At 70.0% G+C, this 25,622-nt stretch carries 25 protein-coding genes and 1 tRNA gene; 8 read left to right on the top strand and 18 right to left on the bottom strand.

Annotated features, from left to right (window positions below; translation table 11 throughout):
* Positions 1 to 157 precede the first annotated feature (157 nt).
* Together DEJ47_RS15470 and DEJ47_RS15465 are read left to right on the top strand one after the other, a co-directional pair.
* Positions 158 to 1,561 (top strand): NAD(P)/FAD-dependent oxidoreductase, encoded by a 1,404-nt coding sequence (locus DEJ47_RS15470; protein ID WP_150168784.1) that lies wholly within the window; start codon positions 158 to 160, stop codon positions 1,559 to 1,561.
* Between the two features lie 190 nt (positions 1,562 to 1,751).
* Positions 1,752 to 3,047 (top strand): SAM-dependent methyltransferase, encoded by a 1,296-nt coding sequence (locus tag DEJ47_RS15465; RefSeq protein WP_150168782.1) that lies wholly within the window; start codon positions 1,752 to 1,754, stop codon positions 3,045 to 3,047.
* A gap of 76 nt (positions 3,048 to 3,123) precedes the next feature.
* On the opposite strand, the gene DEJ47_RS15460 is transcribed toward DEJ47_RS15465, so the two are convergent.
* Both DEJ47_RS15460 and DEJ47_RS15455 read right to left on the bottom strand, forming a co-directional pair.
* Positions 3,124 to 5,643, bottom strand: coding sequence for an ABC transporter permease (locus DEJ47_RS15460; protein ID WP_150168780.1), 2,520 nt, complete (start codon positions 5,641 to 5,643; stop codon positions 3,124 to 3,126).
* 55 nt (positions 5,644 to 5,698) lie between these two features.
* On the bottom strand, positions 5,699 to 6,469 hold the full coding sequence (locus DEJ47_RS15455; protein WP_150168778.1) for an ABC transporter ATP-binding protein: 771 nt from the start codon (positions 6,467 to 6,469) through the stop codon (positions 5,699 to 5,701).
* A 434-nt stretch (positions 6,470 to 6,903) separates the two neighbouring features.
* Between DEJ47_RS15455 and DEJ47_RS15450 the strand changes: the two genes are divergently transcribed.
* Both DEJ47_RS15450 and DEJ47_RS15445 read left to right on the top strand, forming a co-directional pair.
* A tRNA-Leu gene (locus DEJ47_RS15450) sits at positions 6,904 to 6,986 on the top strand.
* A gap of 216 nt (positions 6,987 to 7,202) precedes the next feature.
* Positions 7,203 to 8,135 carry a Bax inhibitor-1/YccA family membrane protein gene (locus DEJ47_RS15445; RefSeq protein WP_150168776.1) on the top strand — a complete coding sequence of 311 codons (933 nt, stop codon included), beginning with the start codon at positions 7,203 to 7,205 and terminating at the stop codon, positions 8,133 to 8,135.
* Positions 8,136 to 8,229: 94 nt separating this feature from the next.
* Here the strand turns inward: DEJ47_RS15445 and DEJ47_RS15440 are convergent, their stop codons facing one another.
* Positions 8,230 to 8,460, bottom strand: a complete 231-nt coding sequence (locus DEJ47_RS15440) for a DUF4287 domain-containing protein (protein ID WP_150168774.1) — start codon at positions 8,458 to 8,460, stop codon at positions 8,230 to 8,232.
* Positions 8,461 to 8,562: 102 nt separating this feature from the next.
* Here DEJ47_RS15440 and DEJ47_RS15435 point away from each other — a divergent pair, with 102 nt between their 5' ends.
* Complete coding sequence (locus DEJ47_RS15435) at positions 8,563 to 8,874, top strand: hypothetical protein (RefSeq protein ID WP_161237491.1); 312 nt, start codon at positions 8,563 to 8,565, stop codon at positions 8,872 to 8,874.
* A 28-nt stretch (positions 8,875 to 8,902) separates the two neighbouring features.
* Here DEJ47_RS15435 and DEJ47_RS15430 read toward each other — a convergent pair whose 3' ends face one another.
* The 5 genes from DEJ47_RS15430 to DEJ47_RS15410 all read right to left on the bottom strand — a co-directional run bounded on the left by DEJ47_RS15430 (position 8,903) and on the right by DEJ47_RS15410 (position 13,005).
* Complete coding sequence (locus DEJ47_RS15430; protein WP_190415430.1) at positions 8,903 to 9,808, bottom strand: hypothetical protein; 906 nt, start codon at positions 9,806 to 9,808, stop codon at positions 8,903 to 8,905.
* 276 nt (positions 9,809 to 10,084) lie between these two features.
* The gene (locus tag DEJ47_RS15425; RefSeq protein WP_150168772.1) at positions 10,085 to 11,305 is read right to left on the bottom strand and encodes an acetyl-CoA C-acetyltransferase; all 1,221 of its coding nucleotides are present in this window, start codon (positions 11,303 to 11,305) and stop codon (positions 10,085 to 10,087) included.
* Between the two features lie 239 nt (positions 11,306 to 11,544).
* Positions 11,545 to 11,826, bottom strand: a complete 282-nt coding sequence (locus tag DEJ47_RS15420) for a DUF397 domain-containing protein (RefSeq protein WP_150168770.1) — start codon at positions 11,824 to 11,826, stop codon at positions 11,545 to 11,547.
* A gap of 110 nt (positions 11,827 to 11,936) precedes the next feature.
* Positions 11,937 to 12,140, bottom strand: a complete 204-nt coding sequence (locus DEJ47_RS15415; protein ID WP_150168769.1) for a DUF397 domain-containing protein — start codon at positions 12,138 to 12,140, stop codon at positions 11,937 to 11,939.
* 13 nt (positions 12,141 to 12,153) lie between these two features.
* Positions 12,154 to 13,005: a helix-turn-helix domain-containing protein gene (locus DEJ47_RS15410; protein WP_150168766.1), complete on the bottom strand. Its 852-nt coding sequence runs from the start codon at positions 13,003 to 13,005 to the stop codon at positions 12,154 to 12,156.
* Positions 13,006 to 13,194: 189 nt separating this feature from the next.
* On the opposite strand from DEJ47_RS15410, the gene DEJ47_RS15405 reads away from it, so the two are divergent.
* Positions 13,195 to 13,638 carry an ATP-binding protein gene (locus DEJ47_RS15405; RefSeq protein ID WP_150168764.1) on the top strand — a complete coding sequence of 148 codons (444 nt, stop codon included), beginning with the start codon at positions 13,195 to 13,197 and terminating at the stop codon, positions 13,636 to 13,638.
* A gap of 78 nt (positions 13,639 to 13,716) precedes the next feature.
* On the opposite strand, the gene DEJ47_RS36910 is transcribed toward DEJ47_RS15405, so the two are convergent.
* Positions 13,717 to 14,106, bottom strand: a complete 390-nt coding sequence (locus DEJ47_RS36910; RefSeq protein WP_223828368.1) for a hypothetical protein — start codon at positions 14,104 to 14,106, stop codon at positions 13,717 to 13,719.
* A 141-nt stretch (positions 14,107 to 14,247) separates the two neighbouring features.
* Positions 14,248 to 15,270, bottom strand: coding sequence for an SGNH/GDSL hydrolase family protein (locus tag DEJ47_RS15395; protein ID WP_150168762.1), 1,023 nt, complete (start codon positions 15,268 to 15,270; stop codon positions 14,248 to 14,250).
* A 164-nt stretch (positions 15,271 to 15,434) separates the two neighbouring features.
* On the opposite strand from DEJ47_RS15395, the gene DEJ47_RS15390 reads away from it, so the two are divergent.
* Entirely contained in the window at positions 15,435 to 16,826 is a 1,392-nt protein-coding gene (locus tag DEJ47_RS15390; RefSeq protein WP_150168760.1) for a cystathionine beta-synthase, read from the top strand.
* 289 nt (positions 16,827 to 17,115) lie between these two features.
* On the opposite strand, the gene DEJ47_RS15385 is transcribed toward DEJ47_RS15390, so the two are convergent.
* Both DEJ47_RS15385 and DEJ47_RS15380 read right to left on the bottom strand, forming a co-directional pair.
* Entirely contained in the window at positions 17,116 to 17,535 is a 420-nt protein-coding gene (locus DEJ47_RS15385) for a hypothetical protein (RefSeq protein ID WP_150168758.1), read from the bottom strand.
* An 11-nt stretch (positions 17,536 to 17,546) separates the two neighbouring features.
* Complete coding sequence (locus DEJ47_RS15380) at positions 17,547 to 18,974, bottom strand: purine-cytosine permease family protein (RefSeq protein WP_150168755.1); 1,428 nt, start codon at positions 18,972 to 18,974, stop codon at positions 17,547 to 17,549.
* Positions 18,975 to 19,356: 382 nt separating this feature from the next.
* Between DEJ47_RS15380 and DEJ47_RS15375 the strand changes: the two genes are divergently transcribed.
* Positions 19,357 to 20,190 carry a MurR/RpiR family transcriptional regulator gene (locus DEJ47_RS15375; protein ID WP_150168753.1) on the top strand — a complete coding sequence of 278 codons (834 nt, stop codon included), beginning with the start codon at positions 19,357 to 19,359 and terminating at the stop codon, positions 20,188 to 20,190.
* Between the two features lie 77 nt (positions 20,191 to 20,267).
* On the opposite strand, the gene DEJ47_RS15370 is transcribed toward DEJ47_RS15375, so the two are convergent.
* The 6 genes from DEJ47_RS15370 to DEJ47_RS15345 form a co-directional block, all read right to left on the bottom strand.
* Positions 20,268 to 20,642, bottom strand: coding sequence for a hypothetical protein (locus tag DEJ47_RS15370; RefSeq protein ID WP_150168751.1), 375 nt, complete (start codon positions 20,640 to 20,642; stop codon positions 20,268 to 20,270).
* A 76-nt stretch (positions 20,643 to 20,718) separates the two neighbouring features.
* Positions 20,719 to 21,156 carry a roadblock/LC7 domain-containing protein gene (locus DEJ47_RS15365; RefSeq protein ID WP_150168749.1) on the bottom strand — a complete coding sequence of 146 codons (438 nt, stop codon included), beginning with the start codon at positions 21,154 to 21,156 and terminating at the stop codon, positions 20,719 to 20,721.
* Between the two features lie 37 nt (positions 21,157 to 21,193).
* Positions 21,194 to 22,006 (bottom strand): transcriptional regulator, encoded by an 813-nt coding sequence (locus DEJ47_RS15360; RefSeq protein WP_150175654.1) that lies wholly within the window; start codon positions 22,004 to 22,006, stop codon positions 21,194 to 21,196.
* A gap of 5 nt (positions 22,007 to 22,011) precedes the next feature.
* Positions 22,012 to 22,431 (bottom strand): hypothetical protein, encoded by a 420-nt coding sequence (locus DEJ47_RS15355; protein WP_150168747.1) that lies wholly within the window; start codon positions 22,429 to 22,431, stop codon positions 22,012 to 22,014.
* 230 nt (positions 22,432 to 22,661) lie between these two features.
* A complete protein-coding gene (locus DEJ47_RS15350) occupies positions 22,662 to 24,032 on the bottom strand; it encodes an APC family permease (RefSeq protein WP_150168745.1) in 1,371 nt (456 codons plus the stop codon).
* 120 nt (positions 24,033 to 24,152) lie between these two features.
* Positions 24,153 to 25,559, bottom strand: coding sequence for a diaminopimelate decarboxylase (locus tag DEJ47_RS15345; RefSeq protein ID WP_150168742.1), 1,407 nt, complete (start codon positions 25,557 to 25,559; stop codon positions 24,153 to 24,155).
* Positions 25,560 to 25,622 lie beyond the last annotated feature (63 nt).

Below are 25,622 nucleotides of genomic sequence, written 5' to 3'. Positions count from 1 at the left end.
AGCTCACAAGGGGTGCACAACGACTCGCGTGACACTGTGGTTCCCCACGGACGCCATGACCTGGGTCACGTGGGCGGCGAAGTGTAGCAGAGGCCCTTGGCATGCTTGTGAAGGGGCGCACGAGCGACCCTCGTCCGGCAGGTGGATACTCGATGGCATGAGCACCACGGAGCGTCCCAGGATCCTCGTAGTAGGCGGTGGGTACGTAGGCCTGTACGCAGCTCGGCGCATTCTCAAGAAGATGCGCTTCGGAGAGGCGACCGTCACGGTCGTCGACCCCCGTTCGTACATGACCTACCAGCCCTTCCTCCCCGAAGCCGCCGCAGGCAGCATCTCGCCGCGGCACGTCGTCGTGCCGCTGCGACGCGTACTGCCGAGGGCGGAAGTCCTCACCGGCCGGGTCACCACCATCGACCAGGACCGCAAGGTCGCCACGGTCGCACCGCTCGTCGGCGAGGCCTACGAGCTGCCCTTCGATTACCTCGTCATCGCGATGGGCGCGGTCTCCCGCACCTTCCCGATCCCCGGCCTCGCCGAGCAGGGCATCGGCATGAAGGGCATCGAGGAGGCCATCGGCCTGCGCAACCACGTTCTGGAGCAGCTGGACAAGGCTGACTCCACGACCGACGAGGAGGTCCGTCGCAAGGCGCTGACCTTCGTCTTCGTCGGCGGTGGCTTCGCGGGTGCGGAGACCATCGGTGAGGTCGAGGACATGGCCCGCGACGCGGCCAAGTACTACAAAAACGTGAAGCGCGAGGACATGCGCTTCGTGCTCGTCGACGTCGCGGACAAGATCCTCCCCGAGGTCGGCCCGAAGCTCGGCCAGTACGGCAAGGAGCACCTCGAGGGCCGCGGTGTCGAGGTCTACCTCAAGACCGGCATGGACTCCTGCGTGGACGGCCACGTCGTCCTGAACAACGGCCTCGAGGTCGACTCGAACACGATCGTGTGGACCGCGGGCGTCAAGCCGAACCCGGCGCTGTCCCGCTTCGGTCTGCCGCTCGGCCCGCGCGGCCACGTGGACACCCAGACGACGCTCCAGGTGCAGGGCACGGACTACATCTGGGCCGCGGGCGACAACGCCCAGGTGCCGGACGTCGTCGGCCGCAAGGCCGGCAACGAGAACGCCTGGTGCCCGCCGAACGCCCAGCACGCCCTGCGTCAGGCCAAGGTCCTCGGCGACAACGTGATCTCCGGCATGCGGGGCTTCCCGCAGAAGGAGTACAGCCACGCCAACAAGGGTGCGGTCGCCGGTCTCGGCCTGCACAAGGGCGTCGCGATGATCGTCATGGGCAAGATGAAGATCAAGCTCAAGGGCCGTCTCGCCTGGTACATGCACCGCGCGTACCACGGCATGGCGATGCCGACGTTCAACCGCAAGATCCGCGTCTTCGCGGACTGGACGCTGGGCATGTTCCTCAAGCGCGAGGTCGTCTCGCTCGGCGCCATGGAGACGCCGCGCGAGGAGTTCTACGAGGCTGCCAAGCCGGCTCCGAAGCCGGCCGCCGCCGCCGAGCCGGCTCCCGCGGCGAAGACCGAGGAGCGGGCGAAGGCCTCCTGACCTCGCGTCGCTGATCCACCCCGAAGGGGGCCGCCCGCCATCCGTGGTGCGGGCGGCCCCCTTCGGCGTACCCGCGCGATATAGGTGTCACCTCCATCTATTTTGCCGTTCCATGACGCGGCAACGGGACTGCGCACGGCCCCCTTCGGTGTTTACGTGGGTGTCGGACCCATCCACGGAGGTGTGCGCCATGCAGGACGCCGCACAGCGGCTCAAGACCCTCGCCGAGCAGCTCATGGGAGCCCCGCTGCCGGTCCGTATCCGGGCCTGGGACGGGTCGGAAGCAGGGCCGCCGGGCACCCCCGCCCTCGTCGTGCGCAACCGCCGGGCCCTGCGCCACCTCCTGTGGAAGCCGGGGGAGCTGGGCCTCGCGCGCGCCTGGGTGGCCGGTGACCTGGACGTCGACGGGGACCTGTACGAAGCGCTGGACACCATGGCGGAGTTCATCTGGGAGCGCGCCGACAGCTCCCCGAGCCTGCGGCAGTCCCTGCGCGACCCGGCCTTCCGCGCGGCGGCCCGCTCCCTCGTCGCCCTCTCCGCGCCCTTCCTGCCGCCCGCCCCGCCCCCGGAGGAGATGCGCAGACCCGGCCGCCTCCACCTGCACACCAAGGGCAGCGACCGCCGCGCCATCAGCCACCACTACGACGTCGGCAACGACTTCTACGAGCTGGTGCTCGGCCCGTCGATGGTCTACTCGTGCGCCTACTGGGAGTCGCCCGAGGGCACCCTGGAGGACGCCCAGCGCGACAAGCTCGAACTCATCTCCCGCAAGCTGGCCCTGAAGCCCGGCATGCGCCTGCTCGACGTCGGCTGCGGCTGGGGCTCCATGGCGGTCCACGCGGCGCGCGAGCACGGCGTCGACGTCGTCGGCGTCACCCTCTCCCAGGAGCAGGCCGCCTACGCCAGGAAGCGGATCGCCGACGAGGGCCTGACGGACCGGATCGAGATCCGCGTCCAGGACTACCGCGACGTACGTGACGGACCGTATGACGCCATCAGCTCCATCGGCATGGCCGAACACGTCGGCGCCGACCGCTACTTGGAGTACGCGCACGACCTCCACGCCCTCCTGCGGCCCGGCGGACGGCTCCTGAACCACCAGATCGCGCGCCGCCCGCAGGACGACGAGTCGGCGTACTCCGTGGACGAGTTCATCGACGCCTACGTCTTCCCCGACGGGGAGCTCGCGCCGCTGGGCACCACGGTCGGCCTCCTGGAACGGGCCGGCTTCGAGGTCCGCGACGTCGAGACCATCCGCGAGCACTACGCCCTCACACTGCGCCGCTGGGTCGCGAACCTGGAGGCGCACTGGGCGGAGGGCCGGCGGCTGACCTCGCCCGGCCGGGCCCGCATCTGGCGGCTCTACATGGCCGCGTCCGCCCTCGCCTTCGAGCGCAACCGCATCGGGGTCAACCAGGTCCTGGCGGTGAAGACCCCCGAGAGCGGGGCTTCGGGGATGCCTTTGCGGGCCAGGGACTGGCGCTGAACCTACGGGTGGGCCCCGGACGACATCGACGATGTCGTCCGGGGCCCACCCGCGTACCGCTCAAGCAGCGTGTCCGCTACTCACTCTTGATGGCCATCAGCGGGTTCAGACGGGCCGCGCTCCGCGCGGGCCACACCGCCGCCATGACGCCGACCACCGCGGCGACCGCCAGGAAGATCACGATCCGGCCGACCGGGATCTCCATCGAGTACGTGGTGACCTTCTCGGCGATGCTGCCGCCCACGGCCCAGCCCATGAAGAGACCGAGACCGATGCCGAGCACCGCGCCGAACAGCGAGATCACGACCGATTCCAGGCGCACCATCTGCTTGACCTTCGCGCGGTCCAGGCCGATGGCCCGCAGCATGCCGATCTCGTGCTTGCGCTCGAACACCGACATGGCCAGCGTGTTGATGACGCCGAGCACCGCGATCAGGATGGCCATCGCGAGGAGGCCGTACAGCATGTTCAGGACCAGGTTGATGCCGCCCGCGACCGCGTTGCTGACGTCGTCCTTGTCCTGGATCGTGATGGCCGGGTTGTCGCCGAGGGCGTCGACGATGGCGTTCTCGGCGCGCTCCGACGTGCCGCCCTTCACCTTCACCAGGACCTGCTTGTCGACGAGCTTGGACAGGTGCGGGTCGACGACGGAGGTGGGGGCGAAGAGACCGTTGAGCATCTCGTTGCCCTCGTAGACGCCCGCGACCTTCAGCCGGACCGTCTTGCCGTCCTCGTCGAACTTCAGCGGGAACGTGTCGCCGGCCTTCAGGCCCTTGTCCTTCGCCGTGTCCGTGTCGACCAGCGCGGTGCCCGCCTTCAGGTCGGCCACCGAGCCGCTGGTGAAGTCGAGGCCGACCAGCTTGCCGAACGACTTCGGGTCGACGCCGTTGACGGACGAGTAACTCCCGTTCACCTCGCCGTACGCGGTGCGCAGCGGGGAGCTCGCCTCGACGTCGGGAAGCTTGTCGATCTTCTCGCGGACCTCGGGGGCCAGCTCCTGGAAGTTCGCCATGGAGACGCTGTAGTCGGCCTTCATGGAGCCCGCGGCCATCTTGTTGATGGCGCTGCCCATGGAGGTCGCGATGACCGTCATGCCGGTGATGAGGGTGAGACCGATCATGAGGGCCGCGGCGGTGGACGCCGTGCGGCGCGGGTTGCGCACCGAGTTGAGGCGCGACAGCTTGCCGGTGACGCCGAACGGCTTCAACAGCGGCGCGGAGGCGGCGATGAAGGGCCGCGACAGCAGCGGGGTGAGAACGATGACACCGACGAGGATGATGCCCGCGCCGCCCGCCATCACGTAGTTGTCGTCGTTGAACAGCAGCACCGCGCCGAGCGCCACGATGAGCGAGCCGATGGTGTTGCGGACGACCAGACCGCGCGTCGTGGGCGTCGCGTGGACGCTGTTCATCGCGGCGACCGGCGGGATCTTCGCGGCGCGGCGGCCCGGCAGCCACGCGGCCAGCATGGTCACGACCACACCGATCAGGAGCGCCACGACGATCGTCGTCGGGGCGATGACGAGGGGGCCGTCGGGCAGCGAGGCGCCGCCGGAGTTCATCAGGGACTCCAGGCCGACGGAGACACCGAGGCCGAGCCCGAAGCCGGCCACGGCGGCGACCAGGCCGACGAGGAACGCCTCGATGAGCACGGAGCGCGTCACCTGGCGGCGCGAGGCGCCGACGGCGCGCATCAGCGCGAGCTCCTTGGTGCGCTGGGCGACCAGCATGGTGAAGGTGTTGGCGATGATGAAGATGCCGACGAACAGCGCGATACCGGCGAAGATCAGCAGGACCTGACTCATGGAGCTGGTCTGCTGCTCGATCATCCGCTCCTGGTCGTCCGAGAGCTGACCGCCGGTGACGGCGTCCGTGTCCTTCGGCAGGATCTTCTCGACGGAGCTCTTGAGCGCCGTCTCGGAGGTGCCCGCGGCGGCCTTGACGTCGATCTCGTCGTACTCGGTCTTGTTCAGCGCCTTCAGCGCGGTCTTGTTGTCGAGGACGACGAGGCTGCCGCCCGCGACGACGCTGCCGTCATCGGTGTCGAAGATGCCGGAGACCTTCGCGGTGCGGACGGGGCCGTCGGTGGAGTAGCGGACGGTGTCGCCGACCTTGAAGCCGGTGCGCTCCGCGGTGCGGGAGTCCAGGGCGATGTCGGCTGCGGACTTCGGGGCGGCGCCCTTGGTGAAGGCGTACCGGGGGTCCTTGCCGTCCTTGCCCGGGTAGAAGTTGGAGCCGGTGGTGCCCCACTCACCGCCGACCAGCTTGCCGTCCTTGTCGGCGAGGGCGGTGAAGCCGTTGACCGAGCCGATCGCGGACTCGGCGCCGGGCAGCGCCGCGGCCTTCTTCAGGAGGCCGTCGGTGAGGCGGGCCGGCTCCTTGGACGTGCCGTCCTCGGAGGAGGAACCGCCGTCGGGCCGGATGGCGACGGAGACGTGGTCGAAGCTCTTCGCCGACTTGTTCTTGTAGGCGTTGCCGAAGGTGTCGGTGAAGACGAGGGTGCCGGAGACGAACGCGACGCCGAGCATGACGGCGAGCACGGTCATCAACAGCCGTGCTTTGTGCGCCAGCACGTTGCGCAGGGCGGTACGGAACATGGGTGTGAGTCCTGGGTGAGGTGAGGGGGAGGAACGGTGGACGCTGCTCGGAGCGTCAGCTCGTCCTGCCCTTCGCGTCGAAGTCCTTCATCCGGTCGAGGACGCCGTCCGCCGTCGGCCGGTGCATCTCGTCGACGACCCGCCCGTCCGCGAGGAAGATCACGCGGTCCGCGTACGACGCGGCCACCGGGTCGTGCGTGACCATCACTACGGTCTGCCCGAGGTCCCGCACGGAGTTGCGGAGGAAGCCGAGGACCTCCGCGCCGGAGCGCGAGTCGAGGTTTCCGGTCGGCTCGTCACCGAAGATGATCTCCGGCTGGGAGGCGAGCGCGCGGGCCACGGCGACACGCTGCTGCTGGCCGCCGGAGAGCTCGGTGGGCCGGTGGCTGAGCCGCCCGGAGAGGCCGACCATCTCGATGACCTGCTCCAGCCACCGCTTGTCCGGCTTGCGGCCCGCGATGTCCATCGGCAGCGTGATGTTCTCCAGCGCCGTCAGTGTCGGCAGCAGGTTGAACGCCTGGAAGATGAAGCCGATCTTGTCCCGGCGGAGCTTGGTGAGCTGCTTGTCCTTCAGCGTGGACAGTTCCGTTTCGCCGATGCGCACGGAGCCGGAGCTGAAGCTGTCCAGGCCCGCGACGCAGTGCATGAGCGTCGACTTGCCGGAGCCCGAGGGGCCCATGATCGCGGTGAACTCGCCCTGCCCGAAGTCGACGGAGACGTGGTCCAGGGCGACCACCTGGGTCTCACCCTGTCCGTACACCTTGGAGAGATCCGTGGCGCGCGCGGCCACGGCGGTGGCGCGGGCGGCGAAGGGGGTGGTGGTCACGGGACGGTGCTCCTGTCGGGACGACGAGTGGGGACGTACTCCATCGTCCTGTCCGATCACCGTCATGTAGTCAGCCGCTGTTCCGGTTCCCGGGGCCGTCTCCAGTCGGACTTGAGGTCGGCCTGTCATACCTGGGGATGACACCTATCCCTGAGTCCGGGAGGAGGCGAGGGGGTGGGAGAAGGCGAAGAAGGCGGAGAAGGGGGGTGAAAGCGGGACCGGGACCGTCCGGGCGGCTAAATTCCGTCATTCCGTGCACAGAGCCGCGAGACCGGCCGGGGCCGCGACAAGGCCTCCGGCATGTACCAACGGACCGTGTCAGGGCCTGATGCACCCTCAGACGTCAATAAAATAAGACAACATCGGGCTGCCCTTCCGCTGTTCGGGGGATGCCTCCCGATAGGGTCGAAGCCTCGACGCGGAGCCCATGGCCTGCCCGGATGGTGGAATGCAGACACGGCGAGCTTAAACCTCGCTGCCCCTCGGGGGCGTGCCGGTTCGAGTCCGGCTCCGGGCACATCCGCCGCACACCCGCCGTGCCTCACCGTCGACCTCCCGTCGCTCTCCGGGGTCACCCGGGCGGCGCAACGGCCACGATCCGGGAACAGAGGCCCCGGCGTGCGCGTTCTCCATCACAGTGAGGGAAAGATCCTCCCCAAGCACTAGGCTCATCCCTTTGCCTACGCATTACTCTTGAGGGCAAAGCCACACTCGGTGGCCATGGAGGAGTGAAATGAGGAGCAGTAACCCGGTCTTCTCGCGACGGGGGTTCAGCCGCGACAACGGCTTCGCCGGCTTCGGCCAGCAGCCGCAGGCCGGGGGACCCGCGGGCGCGACCCAGACCCAGCAGGGCAACCCGTACGCGCAGGGCAATCCGTACGCCGGAGGCCAGCAGGCCCCCGCGGGCAACCCCTACGCCACGAATCCGTACGCGCAGCAGGACCTGCAGCACGGAGCGCCCCAGGCGCCCGTGACCACCGCGGGTCGTATGACGATGGACGACGTCGTCATGCGTACCGCGACCACGCTCGGCACCCTCGTGGTGACGGCCGCGCTCGCCTGGGCGCTGCTGCCGGTCGACGACGCGAACATCAGCAAGTCGTACGGCATCGCGATCGGCGCCGGTCTCATCGCGATGGTCCTTGGCCTCGTCCAGGCCTTCAAGCGCAAGGCCTCGCCCGCGCTGATCCTGACGTACGCCGCGCTGGAGGGTGTCTTCCTCGGCGTCGTCTCCAGCGTGGTCGACAACCGCATCGCCAGCGGCGCGGCCATGCAGGCCGTGCTCGGCACGATGGCCGTCTTCATCGGCGTCCTCGTGGCGTACAAGGCGGGCTGGATCCGCGTCAACCGTCGCTTCTACGGCTTCGTGATGGCCGCGGCGATGGGCTTCCTGCTGCTGACCTCCGTGAACCTGCTGTTCATGGTCTTCGGCGGCGGTGACGGCCTCGGCTTCCGCAGCGGTGGCCTCGGCATCGCCTTCGGCATCGTCGGCATCCTGCTCGGCGCGTGCTTCCTGGCCCTGGACTTCAAGCAGGTCGAGGACGGCATCGCGTACGGAGCGCCGAAGGAAGAGGCGTGGCTCGCCGCGTTCGGTCTGACGATGACGCTCGTCTGGATCTACATGGAGTTCCTGCGCCTGATCGCGATCTTCTCGGGCAACGACTGACGAGTGAGCGCGTAGTCGCAGCAGTCGTACGCAGAAGGGCCCGCGGACCGGAGACGGTCCGCGGGCCCTTTGCCGTATGCGGCGTGGATGGGGGTCAGAGGAGTTTGCGGGCGGCCCGCCTGAGGTCGTACTCGTGGATGATCGCCTTCGCGTGCCCGTACGCGAGATTGTGTTCGGAGCGGAGCCAGCTGACTTTTTCCTCGAAGCGGAAGAGAGAGGGTCCTTCATCCACGGCGCGCAGCCAGTCGGAGACTTCACGACCGGTGCAGTGGGGGATTCGGGCGAGCAGGTTGCGGTGGGTCTCCTCGGAGAAGACTTGGGACATCGGCGCCTCCGGACGCGTCGCGATGTGTTCCGGCCTTCACGCCACCGTGCCTGAGGGTTGGGGCGTTGGCAACAGTCCCGGTAGGGCGCATAAGGTCGCTGCGTGCTCGATACGACGCCTTTGACAGCCGCAGTGGACCAATTCGCCGACCGCCTGCGGGCCGCCCCGCAGAGCCGCCTGCAGCGGGGGGCCGCCGCCGAAGCGCTTGCTCTGGCCAGGGAGTTGGCGGCCCGCGCCCAGCGCATCGAGGAACCGGAGGCGCAGCCGCGGGAGATGCCGGACGCGGGGATGTTCGCCGCGGCCGACCAGATCACCGTCGCGGGGCGCGATCTCGCCCTCGTCCTGACGGACCCCGATGAGCTCGCGCGGGTGCTGGAACTCGTGGAGGAGGCGCAGAAGCGGGCCGGGGTCTAGGACCCCTTCTACGCGTTCTACGCGTCGCTCAGACCGAGGCGATGACGCGGTCGGCGAGGATGTAGATGTTCTCGGTGCCGCACTCGAACGTCAGGGCGTACGCACCGGAGATGCCGGAGCCGCCGAGCAGGAACGGGGTGCGGCCCTCGCGCAGCGCGGTCGCCAGGAGCTCCGCCGTCTCGCGGTGTCCGGGCGTCATGCACAGCGTCGTGCCGTCCGCGAAGACGTACACGTCCAGCGTGCCCAGCGGCCCCGGACGGACGTCGGCGAGGGCGGTGCGGGCGTCGGCCAGCTCCTCCAGGCATGCGACGGTGCGCTCGTGGTCACCGCGATCACCGTGGTCGCCGTGGGTTTCGGGCGCCGGCGTCTGCACCGGCACGAAGTCCGGGTGCGAGGGGTGCCGACGGCGCGCGGCGGCGAGCTCGGGGGAGTCCCCGGCGAACTCGTCGGTGCCCGCGGACTCGGCGAACGGCTCGGTCACCGGCTCCAGACTGTCGGACTCCAGGCCCGCGAAGTCGGCCTGCCGGGGCAGGAACAGCTCGTCCGCGATGCCGTCGGGCAGGCCGATGCCGTCGGGCAGCCCGGACAGTCCGCCGAGCATCGTGGGCCCGTCGGCGCCCTCACGGGCCTCCTGGGCGGCCCAGAACGCTCGGGCCTCGGCGAGCTCGCGCTCGCGCTCCTCGGCGAGCGCCTCGGACACGGCCGCGCGTATCTCGTCGGTGTCCACCGTGGTGCGGGCGCCCGGCACCGTGGGGTGCGGGCCGCTCGTGGCACGGCTGTCGGCTTCGGCCGCGGCTCTGGCGGCCAGTTCGGTGTGCAGGGCTGTGATCTCGGCGAGCTGCTTCCGCAGGCCGTGCACGGCGTGCAGGGCAGCGACGCCCACGGCCGTGGCAGCGGCCGTGGAGAGCAGCAGGGCAAGAGGCAAGGCGCTCACTGACGTACTCCCGGTTTCAAGTCGACCCCCGACTTCCTACATCAGCTTGAAGCCTGCACGATCCGCCTGTCAGTGCATTACGTCACGAATGGGACAGGACTTAGGGCCTGAGGTTTAACACCAGATCTGCTCTGAGCTGGGCATATCCATCTCCCCCAGGAGATAGGTCACATCCTGGGGGAGATTGGGTCACGAAGTGATGCAGGGACGGAGGGTCAGCGGAGGGAACTGTGTGTCAGCGGTTTTCCCCTGTTACCGGCCGTCGCACCGGCCGTATCAGCTGAGGCGTTCGATGACCATGGCCATGCCCTGGCCGCCGCCGACGCACATCGTCTCCAGGCCGAACTGCTTGTCGTGGAACTGGAGGGAATTGATGAGCGTGCCGGTGATGCGGGCGCCGGTCATGCCGAAGGGGTGGCCGACGGCGATGCCGCCGCCGTTGACGTTCAGCTTGTCGATGTCGATGCCCAGGTCGCGGTAGCTGGGGATGACCTGCGCGGCGAACGCCTCGTTGATCTCGACCAGGTCGATGTCGTCGATGGTCAGGCCCGCGCGCTGGAGGGCCTGCTTGCTGGCCTCGACCGGGCCGAGGCCCATGATCTCGGGGGAGAGACCGGTGACGCCGGTGGAGACGATGCGGGCGAGCGGGGTGAGGCCGAGCTCGCGGGCCTTCGTGTCACTCATGATCACGAGGGCGGCGGCGCCGTCGTTGAGGGGGCAGCAGTTGCCGGCGGTGACGAGGCCGTCGGGGCGGAAGACGGGCTTGAGCCCCTGGACGCCCTCCAGGGTGACCCCGGCGCGGGGCCCGTCGTCCTTGCTGACGACCGTCCCGTCCGGGGTGGTGACGGGGGTGATCTCCCGCTCCCAGAACCCGTTCTTGATGGCTTCCTCGGCGAGGTTCTGCGAGCGGACGCCGAACTCGTCCATGTCCTGGCGGGTGACGCCCTTGAGCCGGGCGAGGTTCTCGGCGGTCTGGCCCATCGCGATGTACGCGTCCGGGATGAGCCCGTCCTCACGCGGGTCGTGCCACGTGGAGCCCTCGGTCTTGGACACCGCCTCGGTACGGGCCTCGGCGTCCGCGAAAAGCGGGTTGTGCGTGTCGGGAAGCCCGTCGCTGGTCCCCTTCACGCTCCGCGACACCATCTCCACACCGGCGGAGATGAAGACGTCGCCCTCCCCGGCCTTGATGGCGTGCAGGGCCATGCGGGAGGTCTGGAGGGACGAGGAGCAGTACCGGGTGATGGTGCAGCCCGGAAGGTGGTCCATGCCCATCTGTACGGCGACGATGCGGCCGAGGTTGTGCCCCTGCTCGCCGCCGGGCAGACCGCAGCCCAGCATCAGGTCGTCGATGTCCTTCGGGTCCAGCTCGGGAACCTTGGCGAGGGCGGCCTCGATGATGGTGGCGGTCAGGTCGTCCGGCCGCAGCTCCTTCAGGGAGCCCTTGAAGGCGCGGCCGATCGGGGATCGGGTGGCGGAGACGATCACGGCTTCGGGCATCAGGGGCTCCAGTGGCGAAGGGGATGGACTCACTGGGAAGTTACCTGCACGTATTGCTGTCGGTCATCGGGTGTGGTGTGTGACTCCGACCGCATTTCTAAGCGGGCGCTCAGGCCGCGGGGCCGTGGCAGGGTCCGGCGCCTTTGCTCGGGCCCTCGGGTGGACCACGCAGGGGCGTGGGGAACTGTGCGCCGAGCCGCCACCGGGCCGCAGGTGACGACGGTCCGGCATGCGGATGCCTAGGAACCCTCCACTCCCTCCGCTTCCTCCACTCCCTCCACTCCCTCCACGAAGTGGTCGAACTCGCCCGCCTGTACACCGAGTACGAACGCGTCCCACTTCTTGCGGGTGGTCGTGACGACGTTGTCCGGATCGCTGGTCTCACGGAGATAGACGGCGTCACCGTCCGCGCCGAAGGCGATCTCGATCCAGGGCCCTGGGCCCTCGGCGTCCTCGGGCGCGGCGCGGGTCCAGTCGAGGTCGGTGGGGATGCCGGTGGGGATGCGGGGTGTCTCGGTCATGGCTGGGGGCTGCGCCCTTTCTTCGTCTGGGGGCGGGGCCGCGGAGGTATGTACGTCCTCGCCATCTCGGCGGGGAGCCCAGGTCCGGCCGCACATACCTCCACGTCCCCTCAGGCCGTCTCGGCGTCCGCGCGCCGCTTGGTGGTACGGAGCAGGGCGGCGAAGGCGGTGGGGGTGGCTTGGAGTATTGCTGCGGTGGGGTCGCTGCTTTCGGTCAGATGGATGGTTCCGGGCACTGTCGCTGCGACGTGGACGCATGAGTCGCCCTGCCCGCAGTAGGACGACTTCTGCCACTCGTGCGTGGGGGCAGGCATGAGGTTGTTCCCTTCACAGGTCGCGGATCAGGTGGTGGATGAGGTCGCGTGACCTCGTGACGTCGAGGGCGATGGACTCGATCTGGTCGAGCAGCAGCCGGTACATCTCCAACTGCGCCTCGGCGTCGAGGAACGTGGGGCCGTGTGACTGGTCGAGGTGGACCGTGTCCAGTTGGGGAACCTTGCCGCTGGAGTAGAAGAGCGATTGCCCCGACCCCGGGAAGGAGCCCGCGGAAAACGGCAGCACCTTGATCGTGATGTGCTCCCGCTCGCTCATGTCCAGCAGATGTTGCAACTGGCTCTTGGTCACGTCAGGTCCACCGAACTGCATCCGCAGGGCGGCCTCATGGATGACCGCCAGGTACGGAGTCGGAAGCTCTTGGAAGAGCACCGCTTGCCGCTTGATACGGAACGACACCCGATGCTCCACGTCCGGGGGAGGGAGCTCGGGCACGACCTGGCGGAAGAGTTCGCGTGCGTGGTCTGTGGTCTGGAGCAAGCCCGGGATGTGCACGGTGATGGCGGTGCGCAGACGCGTGGCGTGGTGCTCCACCTCTGCGAGGTCCAACAGCCCGGCAGGCAGGATCCCGCGATACTCCTCCCACCAGCCGCGCTTGCGGTCGCCCGTCATCTCCGCAATGGCTTCGACGAGGGCCTTGTCCGAGCAGGCGTAGTTGCAGGCCAGGGTCCGCACCCGCTCGGCACTCACGCCGACCCGCCCGGTCTCCATGTTGCTGACCTGTGCCTGCCTCATGCCGAGCAGTTGAGCTGCCGCTGTCGAGGTAAGGCCGGCACGTTCGCGCAGCTTGCGCAGCTCGGCGCCGAGCCGGAGTTGCCGACCTGTCGGGTTGTTCCGAACGGCCATGCTTCTTGCTCCTGTGCTCTCGCGTCACTCACACGAGTGGTTGCTTTTAGTCTCACCCGTAAACGGGTGAAGAATATATCCGGAAGCGCTACTTTCGATGGGGCCCGACCGCCCGGAAGAACCCCGCTCGACGGAGCGGCAACGTCACTGGGCTCACCCGGCAACTACCCACTCACCACGGAGACTTCCATGCGTACCGCAACCGTATCCCCGCCCTGGTCCTACACCCTCCGACTTCCCCACGATCCCCGCGCCCCGGGAATCGGCCGCGCCACCCTCCGCGCGGTCCTCGAAACGTACGGGCTGGGGGACCTGACCCCCACCGCGGAGCTCCTGGCCGGGGAACTCCTGAACAACGCGCACTGCCACACCGACGGCCCGTACGCCCTCCGCCTCCGCTCCTCCTCCCCGGAGGGGATCCGCGTCGCCGTGTGGGACTCCAACCCGCAGATCCCACCCGGCTTCGGGAAGGCCGACGGCGGCGTCGACAGCAGGCCGCCCGGGATGGCGGAGAACGGGCGGGGCCTGCACATCGTGCGGGCTTGCGCGGACAGATGGGGGTCGTACGCCATGGGGACGGGGAACGCGGGGAAGCTGCTGTGGGCGGAGGTCACGCCGGGCGCAGGCCGGTAGAGGCCGCGGTGAGCCACGGGACGGACGGATCCCCCGGCTGGGGCACGGTTAGTTCACCCGCAGGCGAGCGAATTTCCATCAAGACGGTGCCGCTCGGCAGCATGGCGTACGTCGGCGGGTACGGCCTCTGCGGCATCCCGGCACAGAACCGGCCGCTTCTCGCCGCTGACCTGCGGTAAGCGCGTCCGCCGACAGCATGCGCACCGTTCCGCCGTGCATCTGCTCACGACGTTCGGCGCTGTTGCGGGTGCCGGTGAAGAGCCGTCCCCAGGACCGGTCCGCGAAGGTGAGCCGGACATCTTCCAGCAGCCCGAGCTCCGGGCCTACGAAGAGGAGGCGATGACTGGTGACGACCAGATCCGTGGTGTAGCCCTTGGGGCGGCGTGCGGGGTCCAGTTGCCACGGAAGGGTGCGGGCGAGGGTGCCGGGAGCGGCCCACATGACGGGGAAGTCACCGTTGGCTCGCATGTGTCGCTCATCGCCATGGGCGGCAAGTGGGCAGCTCGCTCCGCTCGGCGCAACGCGGCCCGCCGTACCGGACGCGCCATTTCCGGGACCGGAGGGGGCAGGCCCGGAGGGGGCCCCGGAGGGGGAAGCCCCCCGGGAGGGTCAGTGGGGGAGCGGTGACGGCGTCGGCGTGTGGATGCGGCGGCGGCGTCGGCGTTTGAGGAGGGCCCATGGGCCGCGGGGGCCCGTCGGCATGGCAGCCGTGACCTCCGTGCCGCCTTCCGAGGCGGCCTGGGCCGCCGCCCTTGCCACCGGCAGGAATCCCTCGCGGCGCGAGACGTCCGGGCGGTCCTCCTCCGGCCACAGGCCGAGCGCCGCGCAGAGCGTGGGGAGTACTGCCATCGCCGCCGTCGCGTAGCCCTCCGCGGAGGGGTGGTAGCGGTCGGGGCCGAAGAGTTCGCGGGGGTGTGCCGCGAACTCCGGGCCCAGCAGGTCGCCGAGCGACACCGTCCGCCCGCCCTGCTCGACCACCCCGATCGTCTGCGCCGCGGCCAGCTGGCGCGAGACACGCCGGGCCAGCCACCGCAGCGGCTGGTAGACGTTCTCGACCGTCCCCAGGTCGGGACACGTGCCGACCACCACCTCCGAACCGGCCGTACGGAGCCTGCGTACCGCGGAGGAGAGATGGCGTACCGACCGCGTCGGCGGCATCCGGTGCGTCACGTCGTTCGCGCCGATCATGATGACGCAGACGTCCGGCACCCAGGAGGCGTCGGAGAGGATCAGGCTCACCTGGCGGTCCAGGTCGTCCGACTGGGCGCCCGGCAGCGCCACGTTGCGCAGGTCGACGGGGCGCTCGGCGACCGCGGCGAGACCCGAGGCGAGCAGTGCCGCCGGGGTCTGCCTGGCCCGGTGCACGCCCTGCCCCGCCGCCGTGGAGTCCCCGAGCATCGCGAACCGCACCGGTTCGGCGTGCGTGGGCCGCGCGGCCTCCGCGGCGAACGCCCCGCCGTAGCGCCCGTCGGCCCGCGGCGGATCCGCGGGGCCGCCGTTGCCCACGTTCCGCTTCGCCAGCTGCACCTCGGCGAGCACCACGCCCACCGTGGCAGCCCCGAGCAGCCCGATGCCTCCGCCGCCGTACGCCGCGCCCGCGGCGATCCGCCGCGCCACCCTCGCCCTCGACATGCCCTGCAGCCACCTCCTCGTGCCGTACCGGTTCGTACGGCCGTACATCCACTCATTGCCCCGTAAGCACGGTCGGCCAATCGCAAGCGGAGGTGAACGGATGAGCCGGACCCTTAGGCTGACCGCACCAATTCGTCGCACTACATCGCAGCCCGGAGACAACGGTGCAATTCCACGACTCGATGATCAGCCTCGTCGGCAACACCCCGCTCGTGAGGCTCAACAACGTGACCGCGGGCATCCAGGCGACCGTCCTGGCCAAGGTCGAGTACTTCAACCCCGGCGGTTCCGTGAAGGACCGCATCGCGCTGCGCATGATCGAGGCGGCCGAGCAGAGCGGGGAGCTGAAGCCCGGCGGCACCATCGTCGAGCCCACCTCGGGCAACACCGGGGTCGGTCTCGCCATCGTGGCCCAGCAGAAGGGCTACAAGTGCATCTTCGTCTGCCCGGACAAGGTGTCCCTCGACAAGATCAACGTGCTGCGCGCGTACGGCGCCGATGTGGTGGTCTGCCCGACCGCCGTCGACCCCGAGCACCCCGATTCGTACTACAACGTCTCCGACCGGCTCGTCCGTGAGACGCCGGGCGCCTGGAAGCCGGACCAGTACAGCAACCCGAACAACCCCCTTTCGCACTACCACTCCACCGGCCCCGAGCTGTGGGAGCAGACGGAGGGGAAGATCACCCACTTCGTGGCGGGCATCGGGACGGGAGGCACGATCTCCGGTACGGGGGGCTACCTGAAGGAGATCTCGAAGGGCTCCGTCACCGTCGTCGGTGCCGACCCCGAGGGGTCCGTGTACTCGGGTGGGTCCGGGCGGCCCTACCTCGTCGAGGGCGTGGGCGAGGACTTCTGGCCCACGGCGTACGACCGCAATGTCACCGACGAGATCATCGCCGTGTCCGACAAGGACTCCTTCCAGATGACGCGGCGGCTCGCCAAGGAGGAGGGGCTCCTCGTCGGCGGGTCCTGCGGCATGGCCGTCGTGGCGGCGCTGCGGGTCGCGGAGCGGCTCGGTCCGGACGATGTGGTGGTCGTCCTGCTGCCGGACAGCGGGCGCGGCTACATGAGCAAGATCTTCTCCGACGAGTGGATGAACGACTACGGCTTCCTGGAGGAGGCCGGCGACCAGCCGCGCGTCGGCGACGTGCTGAGCCGCAAGGAGGGCGGCGAGCTGCCCTCCCTCGTCCACATGCACCCCGAGGAGACGGTGGGGGAGGCGATCGAGGTCCTTCGTGAGTACGGGGTCTCGCAGATGCCGATCGTGAAGCCGGGGGCGGGGCACCCTGACGTGATGGCGGCGGAGGTCATCGGGTCGGTGGTCGAGCGTGAGCTGCTCGACGCGTTGTTCGCGCAGCGTGCGTCGCTCTCCGACCCGCTGGAGAAGCACATGTCGGACCCGTTGCCGCAGGTCGGCTCCGGTGAGCCGGTGGCTGACCTGATGACGGTGCTGGGTGGTGCCGACGCGGCGATCGTGCTGGTGGAGGGGAAGCCGACGGGGGTCGTCAGCCGTCAGGACCTGCTGGCGTTCCTCGCGGAGCAGCAGTCGCAGTAGCGCGGGTGGGCCCGTGGCGCGGGCGGTCCCGGTGACGCGGGCGTCCCGGTAACGCGGGTGGCACGAGGACGTCACGTGCGCGCAGCACCTGCTTAACACGGGGCGGGCATGCTGGTCGGTGTCGGCGTCAGGAACTCCGGAGCGGCTCCCGGGTCCGTGGACGCCTGGGCGCGGCCGGCTCTGACCCGGTACGTCGTCCTTCCGCGGGGGACCGCCGTCGTCCCGCCCCCTGGACATCCGGGGGTGCGGCGGCCCTCCGCGGTGACGATCCCCGACGCCGGACCGTGGGTCAGTCGTCCCACTCCGACTTGCGGTCCTCGCGGTGGCGCCGGAAGGACAGGCCGCGGAACGAGCACACCGCGTTCACGCCCACGATGCCCGCCCAGGACACGAAGAGCCCGGTCAGGCCCGCGTTGACCACGGCGATCGCGGAGAGCGGGACCGCGAGGATCAGCGAGACGACGCCGAAACCGAAGCGTTCGGCCCAGGAGTCGACCCCGCTCGCGGGGGAGCGGGCGCCGCGGGCGACCACCATCTGCTGTTCCGCCAGGTGGCGGCGCATGCGGCGGTCGATCGTGCCGTCCAGGCGCTGCTCGACCTTCCCGAGGAACGAGTCGACCAAGGCGGAGTCGTACTCTTCGCCGAGCTCTCTGCGCGCGTGCAGAGTGGCGTCGAGTTCCTTCTTGAGTTCGGCGTCACGGGCTTCCATGAGGTTTTACGTTACGGCGCGGACGGGGTCTCGGCGCTGGGGCTAACCCCCCTTTCCGTCCGGGGTCCAGCCCCAGGGACGGGCGGGTTCCGCCTGGCCAGCGTCCAGTACAGCACCGCCGGCACCACAAGACCCACGATCCACGAGATGTCGGCGCCGCCGAGCGGGTCGACCAGGGGGCCCGTGTAGAAGTGGGTGACCAGGAAGGGGAGCTGGGCCAGGAGGCCCACGCCGTAGACCGTCAGGGCGTCCCAGCGCCAGGCGCCGTAGCGGCCGAGCGGGTCGAACAGGGCGGGGATGTCGTACCGCTCGCGGGAGATCAGGTAGTAGTCGACCAGGTTGATGGCCGACCACGGCGTGAAGAACGTCAGCAGGAACAGCAGGAAGTCCTTGAAGGACGACAGGAAGCTGTCCTTGCCCAGCAGCGCGACCGCCGTGCCCGCCACCATGATCAGCGCGATGTACGTGGCCCGTCCGCGCGCTCCGAGCACCTTCTGGCCGCGGAAGCCGCTGATGCTCGTGACCATCGACATGAAGCCGCCGTAGGTGTTGAGGACGTTGATGGTCAGTTTGCCGAGTGCGATCACGAAGTAGAGGAAGGAGGCGATCAGGCCGGTGCCGCCCAGGCCGACGACGTAACCGACCTGGTTGGCGAGGAACGCGTCCCCCGCGCCGGCGGCCACGAGCACCCCGAACGTCATCGACCACTGCGAGCCGATCGCCGACCCCGACAGCGTCCACCAGAACGTGGCCTTCGCGGAGGTGGTGCGCGGCAGGTAGCGCGAGTAGTCCGCGACGTACGGACCGAACGCCAGCTGCCACGACGCCGAGAGCGACATGGCGAGCAGGAACATCGGCAGGTCGAAGTGGGCGTCCGAGAACAGTGCGCCGACGTCCACGCGGTCGAGGAGCCGGATGCCGAGATAGACGAACGCGAGCGCGCAGATCACGCTCGCCACCCGGCCGAGTGCGTGGATGACGCGGTAGCCGACCGCCGCCATGACCGCCGTGACGACGGCGAAGACGACGATGCCGGTGGTGTCGTTCGTGTGCGTCAGCTCCGCCGTCGCCTGGCCCGCGAGGACGCTGCCGCTCGCGAAGAACCCGACGTACATCAGGATGACGAGGAGCAGCGGGACGACCGCGCCCTTCACCCCGAACTGGGCCCGCGACTGGATCATCTGCGGCAGCCCCAGCTTCGGGCCCTGCGCCGAGTGCAGTGCCATGACCGCGCCGCCGAGCAGGTTGCCGAGGACGAGGCCGACGAGCGACCACACCACGTCGCCGCCGAACACGACGGCCAGCGCGCCCGTGACGACCGCGGTGATCTGCAGATTGGCGCCGAGCCAGAGCGTGAACTGGCTGAACGCGGTGCCGTGCCGTTCGTCGTCCGGGACGACGTCGATGGAGCGCCGCTCCACCAGGTCTTCAGCTGCCATGCCGGTCAACTCCGCATGTCGAGGGTGAGATCTTGCCCGGCTGTATATCGTCATGCAGGGTTCTTGTTGGCTGAATAGATTGTCAATAGTTCGCGGCACTCCGGTGTGCGTCGCCGAGCGGCGAACGGTCGATGAGTGAGACGGAACGTCCGGTTGAGGAGGATGTGCGAGTGAAGTCGTCTCGTATCGCGGACGCCGAGCGCATGCGCCGTCCGCCGGGCGCCTCCGATCGCCCCACTCCGCCCCTCTGCGCCCGGTGCGAACGCACCGCCTCCGTTGTGGAAGCGGAGTTCGCGGACCGGCCGCTGACGGATGATGCAGGCAAGAACGCAGGAACGACCGCCGGAACGACAGCGGGTACGGACATCATGAGGGGGACGGCATGAGTGACAGCCCTGCCGCGCGACTGCAAGTGCTCTTCGAGGGCCACCGGCTCACACCCACCCAGCGGCGCATCGCGCACTGCATGGTGCGCAGGGCCGCCGACGCGCCCTTCCTCTCCAGCGTGGAGCTGGCCGAACTCGCCGGCGTCAGCCAGCCCTCGGTCACCCGCTTCGCCGTCGCCCTCGGCTTCGACGGCTATCCGGCGCTGCGCAGACACCTGCGGGACGTGGCCCCCGCGGAGGAGTCGGGAGCGACGGCCGCCAACGAGTACCAGCAGGCCGTCGACGCGGAGATCGAGAACCTCAGGCACCTGGCGGAGGCCCTCGCCGACCCCGAACCGGTCGAGCGCGCGGGGCGGCTCCTCGCCGCGTCCCGGCCCCTGCCCGTCCTCGGACTGCGGGCCGCCGCGTCCCAGGCCTACGGCTTCTCGTACTTCGCCGCCAAGGTCCACCCCGAGGTGCGCCTCCTCGACGAGGGTGGCACGATGCTCGCCGACCGCATCGACGCGGCGGTCCGCGCCGGTGCCACGGCCCTCCTCTGCTTCGCGCTGCCCCGCCACCCCCGCGAGGTCGTCGACGCCCTCGCCTGTGCCCGGTCGGCGGGGCTCACCGTCGTCACCGTCGCGGACTCGGCCTTCGCGCCCGTCGCCGCCCACTCCGACCTGCTCCTCCCCGCCGCCGTCGGCACGGGCCTCGCCTTCGACACGGCCTGCGCCCCGATGCTGCTCGGCCGCGTCCTCCTGGAGGCCATGTGCGACAACCTCCCCGACGCGCAGGCCCGCCTGGAGGACTTCGACGTACGGGCGGCGGCACGCGGACTCTTCGTGGAGTAGGCGGACACACGGGAGCGGCGCCGCGCCCGGGGAAGCGCGGCGCCGCCGTCAGGCGACCTGACGTCAGACGCGGGGCATCAGACGTCCAGGCCGGTCTCGATGCGTTTGAGCTGATGGCGGGCCATCGCCAGGTTGGAGCGGTCCTTGTCGAGGGCCAGATAGAGGAAGAGGCCGTTGTTGTTGCGGCCCTTCATCAGCCGGATGAGGTGGTACTGCGTGCCCAGCGAGATCAGGATGTCCTCGATCTCGTCCTTGAGCCCGAGCATCTCCATGGTGCGCAGCTTGGCGCGTACGACGTCCGTGTTGCCGGCCGCCGCCACCGACAGGTCCAGGTCCTTTCCGCCCCCGATGGTGCCGAGGGCCATTCCGCTCGTGTAGTCGACCAGAGCGGCGCCGATGACGCCCTCGATCGTGGTGGTCGCTTCCTTGAGTGCGGTCTCCGTGTCGGTCATGTGCTTGGTGCTTCCTTTCCGTCTGCCGGGCGTCCGCGGTGAGGGGGACGACGAGGGTGTGGTGGGGGGGCATGGGTCAGGTTTCCTCCGCTCGATCGACGGCGGCGTCGACCAGCTCTCCGATGAGCGCGCTGGAACGGCGGGCCTCCAGGTGCAGTCGGCCCACGTTGATGCGGGGCTCGGCGAGCAGCGTGAGCACGGCGGACGAACCGGCCGCGTACGTCGCGACGTAGCCCTGTTCGCCGCGGATGATCAGTTCGCGGAAGCCGCCCTGGTGGGTGGCGTCGGACAGCCGCAGCGCCACGCCGAGCGCCGCCGCGGTGAGCGCGCAGACGCCCTCCGCCTCCACGTCGGAGGCGTCCTGCGCGAGCAGCAGCCCGTCGACGCTGGCCGTCAGGGCGCCGCGGAGCTGGGGAATCCGGGTCCGAAGGCGTTTCAGTTCGCCGAGTACGTCGGCTTCGGCAGCCACCAGCTCTCTCCTCCCTGCGCGCCGCCAGGACGCGAAGAACTTCATGTGGTCGAGGTCCCGGCCCAGGGGGCGGCAGGGAGTTTCACAGCGCCTCCAGGGCGTCACGGACCCGGCGCAGGAGCGCGATGTCGGGATCGGCGCATTCCGTCGCGGCGGGGAAGGGGAGGGCCACGGACACCGGCTCCCGCTCCGGTGTCCCCGGGACCTCCACGAGCCCGGCGGCGGCCAGCCGCCTGACCTCGATCAGGGTGTGGAACGAGGGCCTGCCGAGGAGCCAGGCGATGGCCGTCGGCGTCCGTATGCCGTCCGCGAGGCGCAACAGCGCACGCTGGCGCACGGTGACCGTCTGGCCGGGCGCGGGCGTGCGGGGCACGACGGGCGCGGTGTCGACCTCGGGCCGCGGCCAGATGCTGTCCAGGAGCGCCCGGCGCCGCAGCGTCTCGCGTTCGAGGGCGGCGGCGGGGACCGGGCGGACCCGGCCGAGCCAGTGCGCGACGCCGTAGCGGAACCGGGTGGGTCCGCTCGCCGCGCCGAGGACGAAGAACGCGGCGTCGAAGAGCGCGCCGAGATGGCACATCTCCAGCTCGCCCGCGGTGACCCGGCCGCTGGCGACGAGCTCGCGCCCCACCTCGTGCCGGGTGCCCGCCGTGGACAGGACTTCCTGCCAGCCCTGTGCGGCCAGGGCGCCACCGGCCGTGAGCAGGACGTCTATGCCCGGCGCCGCGGGGCTCTCGGCGTGCACGACACGCCCGTCCACGAGGTAGAGGGTGCCCTGGGCGCGCAGGAAGGCGCCGGTGGCCCGCTCGGCGGCGAGCCGCGTCAGGAGGGGCGAGACGGCGGGGGCGCCGACGGCCCGCGGGACGGTGGCGGGCTCGGCGGGCGCGGCGGCCCGCAGGCCGTTCACACCAGCACCAGCCGTTCGGCGAGGCTCCGCAGCCGTATCCGCGCCATGGCGAGGTTGCCGGTGTGCCGGTCGAGCCAGAGGTAGAGGAAGACGCTGCTGTCGAAGGTCGTCTCCACGTAGCGGATCAGGTGGAAGCCGGACCGGGTGGTGAGCATGAGGTCTTCGACGGGCAGCCCTTCGCGGGGCGTGCCCTCCTGGCCGCTCACGCCGTCCGGGTCGTCGACGGGTGCGAACGCCTGGTACTCGGCGGCCGCGCGGGCCACCTCGGCGGTCTCGGCGGCGGTCGCCTCGTAGTCACCGTTCGGGGAGTCGCCGACCGAACCGAGCGCGAGGCCGCTGGTCCAGTCGACGATGGCGGCTCCACGGGCACCGGGCAGTGTCATGGCTTCGTACAGACACTCGTCGATTCCGGGCACGCGGCCTCCCCTTCCCCAGGTGGAACCGGGTGGTCCCCACCACCCGACCGGGCGGCTCCCGTCACCCGGTGGAGAGGAAAGTACGCAGGGGAACCCGGGTTCGCGGTGAAAGGGCATATTCCGCGGGAATGCGTCCGAGCCCGACGGGACGCGTTCGGTCGTGGCCCTGGACGGGCCCACTGCTGACCGAATGTGCCGATCACATGATCGAAGCGTCCCCCGGGACGGTGTCAGTCCTCGCCACGGGCGCGGAGTACCACTTTGTTCACGCCCCACAGGGCGACGCCGATCGCGACGAGGACGCCGGCGCGGATGTAGACCTCCGCGGGGCGGTCCGCGAGGGGGCTTGCGAGGACCAGGGCCGTGACGGCGCCGAGGACCGGCAGGACGGTCGGCGTACGGAAGTGCTTGTGCCCGACGGGATCGCGGCGCAGGACCAGGACCGCCACGTTGACCACCGCGAACACGCACAGGAGGAGGAACGCCGTCGTGTCGCCGAGGCCCTCGATCTCGCCCGTGGAGACGAGGCCGATGGCGAGGAGCGAGACGAAGACGATGCCGACGACCGGGGTGCGGCGCCCGGAGAGGACGCGGCCCATCGCGCGCGGCAGGATGCGTTCGTTGGCCATGCCGTAGCAGAGCCGCGAGGCCATCATGATGTTGATCAGCGCCGAGTTGGTGACCGCGAACAGGGCGATGAGGGCGAAGAGTTTGTGCGGGAAGTCGACGCCGCCCGCCTTCACGACCTCCAGCAGCGGTCCGCTCGACCCCTCAAGGGTCCTGGAGTCGACGAGCAGGGACGAGACCATCGCGACGAGGACGTAGATCGTGCCGGTGACCGCGACGCCGATGAAGATCGCGCGCGGGAAGGTGCGCACCGGGTCCTTCGTCTCCTCGGCCATGTTGACCGAGTCCTCGAAGCCGACGAAGGCGAAGAAGCCGAGAGCGGTGGCACCGAGGACACCGGTCATCAGGGCGTATCCGCTGCCGTCGGACTCGAACTCGGTGAGGCGCGACGCCTCGCCGTCCCCGCTCATGACGGCGTACGCCCCGATGGCGAGGATGATCGCGAGACCGGTGAGCTCGACGAGCGTGAGGACCACGTTGGTCTTCACGGACTCCGACACGCCCCGCATGTTGAGCGCCGCGAGCAGCACGATGAAGGTGATGGCGATCAGCGTCGGCGGCAGGGCGTCGCCGGTCAGTTCGGCGAGGTAGTCGCCGCTGAAGGCGCGGGCGGCGGCGCTCGCGGAGGAGAGCCCGGAGCACATCACCATGAAGGCGATGATGAAGGTGAGGAACGGGACCTTGAACGCCTTCTGCGTGTAGAGCGCGGCGCCGGCCGCCTTCGGGTATTTGCCGACGAGTTCGACGTACGACGCGGCGGTCAGGATCGCCACGACGAACCCGATGGCGAACGGCAGCCAGAGCGCGCCGCCGACCTTCCCGGCGACTTTGCCGGTCGTGGCGTAGATGCCGGTGCCGAGGATGTCGCCGATCACGAAGAGGATCAGCAGCTTGGGGCCGATGGCGCGGCGCAGTGGGCCCTCTTCGGCGGACGGTGATGGTGATGCGGTGGTGGACGTGCCGGATGTCGTCACAGGTGCCTCCCCCGAGACCGAGTGCGGGTCGAAGGGGTATTGCCCGTGACGCAGGTCACTATGCGGGAGTTGAGGAAGGTCAGAGCATCCGACCGAGGCGTCGCAGCGCGCGGCTGGAGCTCAGAGATTCCGCAGCGCGTCCCGTTCCGCTCCGCCGCCCGCCTCCGCCACGATCTCGTCCGGCGTCTGCGGTTCGCGCACCACGGCGAAGCGCACGCCGTCCGCGGCCGTGGGCGCGGAGAAGCCGTAAACGCCCGGCCCGGCAAGGCTGTTGTACGAATAGTGCTGGGCGAAATAGTAGGCGCCGGTGTCCAGCGCGGTGACGTAGTCACCCGGTTCGAGCAGTGGCATCGGACGGTTCTCGGCGAGCAGGTCGCCCGCGAAGCAGGCAGGTCCCGCGATGTCCTGGCCGACGGCGGGGCCGCTCTTGGGCAGCCCCTTCGCGTCGAACGCGGCGATCCGCAGCGGCCACGACGCGGGCGCGTACACGGTCCTCGTCGCCACCTGCACGCCCGCGTGCGTCACGGCGATGGGCCGCCCGCCCGCCCGTTTCGCGTACTCGACGCGGGCGAGCACCGTGCCGTGCTTGGCGAGCAGGGAGCGGCCGAACTCGGTGACGATGCCGTACCGCCCGTCGAGCAGCCCCGGTACCCGCGACTTGAGGCGGCGCGCGTACTGCGCGTGGGTCGGTGTCTCGTCGTCCGAGCCGAAGTTGACCGGCAGGCCGCCGCCGATGTCGACGGTGTCGACCTGCCGCCGCCCGGCGCGTTCGTTGATCTCCTCGGCCAGTTCGTACGTGGCCGCCACGCCCCGCACCATCATCTCCAGGGGCATGCCCTGCGACCCGGAGTGCGCGTGCAGGCGGGTCAGCCACGGCCGGTCGAGGAAGGCCCTGACCACCCACTCCCTGGCGTCCTCGTCGCGCAGCGGCACCCCGAACTTGGACGTGGCCGTCGCCGTCGAGAGGGCGCCGATCGCGCCGCCGCCGATCTGCGGGTTGACGCGGATGCCGACGGGGGAGCCGGTCGGCGCCGACCGGGTCATGGCGTCGATGCGGTCCAGTTCCTGCGGGTTGTCGGCGTTCACGGCGATGCCGAGCGCGAGGGCCTCGCGGAGTTCGGCGGGGGTCTTGGCGGGCGAGTCGAGGACGGTCGCGCTGGGCGGCATGCCGGCGGCCCGCGCGAGGGCCAGCTCGCCGGGGCTCGCCACCTCGGCGCCGATTCCTGCCGCGCGCAGCAGTCGCAGGACCGGGACGAGCGGGGTCGCCTTCACCGCGAAGGCGTGCAGGACGGGCGTGCCGGGCGGGACGACGGCCTCGAAGGCGGCGTGCAGGGCGGCGGCGCTCGCGCGGATGCCGGTGACGTCGAGAAGTCCCGCGACGGGAGCGGCGGGGCCGACGACGCCCTGCTCGACGGCGGCGCGGACCGCGCGGTCACGGCGGGCGGCGGCCTCGCCGCCCGGGGTGGCCCCGGGTGCCGCGTCCGTGCGGAGAACCGTGGTCTGGTCGTCGTCCTCGTCGTGGCCCATGTGATCCAGCCAATCACCCGTGAGGGGACCCCGCTGGCGTACTCGCGCATTCGTTCGCTATTG

The organism is Streptomyces venezuelae, assembly GCF_008642355.1.
Classification (GTDB): domain Bacteria; phylum Actinomycetota; class Actinomycetes; order Streptomycetales; family Streptomycetaceae; genus Streptomyces; species Streptomyces venezuelae_B.
Note: the sequence above shows the minus strand (reverse complement) of the source record. Positions and strands in the feature narration are given on the sequence as shown.

Coding starts and splice junctions, on each gene's coding strand:
- DEJ47_RS15465 (WP_150168782.1), top strand. CDS start 1,752: ATGCAGGACGCCGCACAGCGGCTCAAGACCCTCGCCGAGCAGCTCATG.
- DEJ47_RS15385 (WP_150168758.1), bottom strand. CDS start 17,535: ATGGAAGCCCGTGACGCCGAACTCAAGAAGGAACTCGACGCCACTCTG.
- DEJ47_RS15445 (WP_150168776.1), top strand. CDS start 7,203: ATGAGGAGCAGTAACCCGGTCTTCTCGCGACGGGGGTTCAGCCGCGAC.
- DEJ47_RS15415 (WP_150168769.1), bottom strand. CDS start 12,140: ATGCCTGCCCCCACGCACGAGTGGCAGAAGTCGTCCTACTGCGGGCAG.
- DEJ47_RS15405 (WP_150168764.1), top strand. CDS start 13,195: ATGCGTACCGCAACCGTATCCCCGCCCTGGTCCTACACCCTCCGACTT.
- DEJ47_RS15410 (WP_150168766.1), bottom strand. CDS start 13,005: ATGGCCGTTCGGAACAACCCGACAGGTCGGCAACTCCGGCTCGGCGCC.
- DEJ47_RS15345 (WP_150168742.1), bottom strand. CDS start 25,559: ATGGGCCACGACGAGGACGACGACCAGACCACGGTTCTCCGCACGGAC.
- DEJ47_RS15460 (WP_150168780.1), bottom strand. CDS start 5,643: ATGTTCCGTACCGCCCTGCGCAACGTGCTGGCGCACAAAGCACGGCTG.
- DEJ47_RS36910 (WP_223828368.1), bottom strand. CDS start 14,106: ATGCGAGCCAACGGTGACTTCCCCGTCATGTGGGCCGCTCCCGGCACC.
- DEJ47_RS15365 (WP_150168749.1), bottom strand. CDS start 21,156: ATGAAGTTCTTCGCGTCCTGGCGGCGCGCAGGGAGGAGAGAGCTGGTG.
- DEJ47_RS15380 (WP_150168755.1), bottom strand. CDS start 18,974: ATGGCAGCTGAAGACCTGGTGGAGCGGCGCTCCATCGACGTCGTCCCG.
- DEJ47_RS15375 (WP_150168753.1), top strand. CDS start 19,357: ATGAGTGACAGCCCTGCCGCGCGACTGCAAGTGCTCTTCGAGGGCCAC.
- DEJ47_RS15440 (WP_150168774.1), bottom strand. CDS start 8,460: ATGTCCCAAGTCTTCTCCGAGGAGACCCACCGCAACCTGCTCGCCCGA.
- DEJ47_RS15425 (WP_150168772.1), bottom strand. CDS start 11,305: ATGCCCGAAGCCGTGATCGTCTCCGCCACCCGATCCCCGATCGGCCGC.
- DEJ47_RS15470 (WP_150168784.1), top strand. CDS start 158: ATGAGCACCACGGAGCGTCCCAGGATCCTCGTAGTAGGCGGTGGGTAC.
- DEJ47_RS15370 (WP_150168751.1), bottom strand. CDS start 20,642: ATGACCGACACGGAGACCGCACTCAAGGAAGCGACCACCACGATCGAG.
- DEJ47_RS15395 (WP_150168762.1), bottom strand. CDS start 15,270: ATGTCGAGGGCGAGGGTGGCGCGGCGGATCGCCGCGGGCGCGGCGTAC.
- DEJ47_RS15420 (WP_150168770.1), bottom strand. CDS start 11,826: ATGACCGAGACACCCCGCATCCCCACCGGCATCCCCACCGACCTCGAC.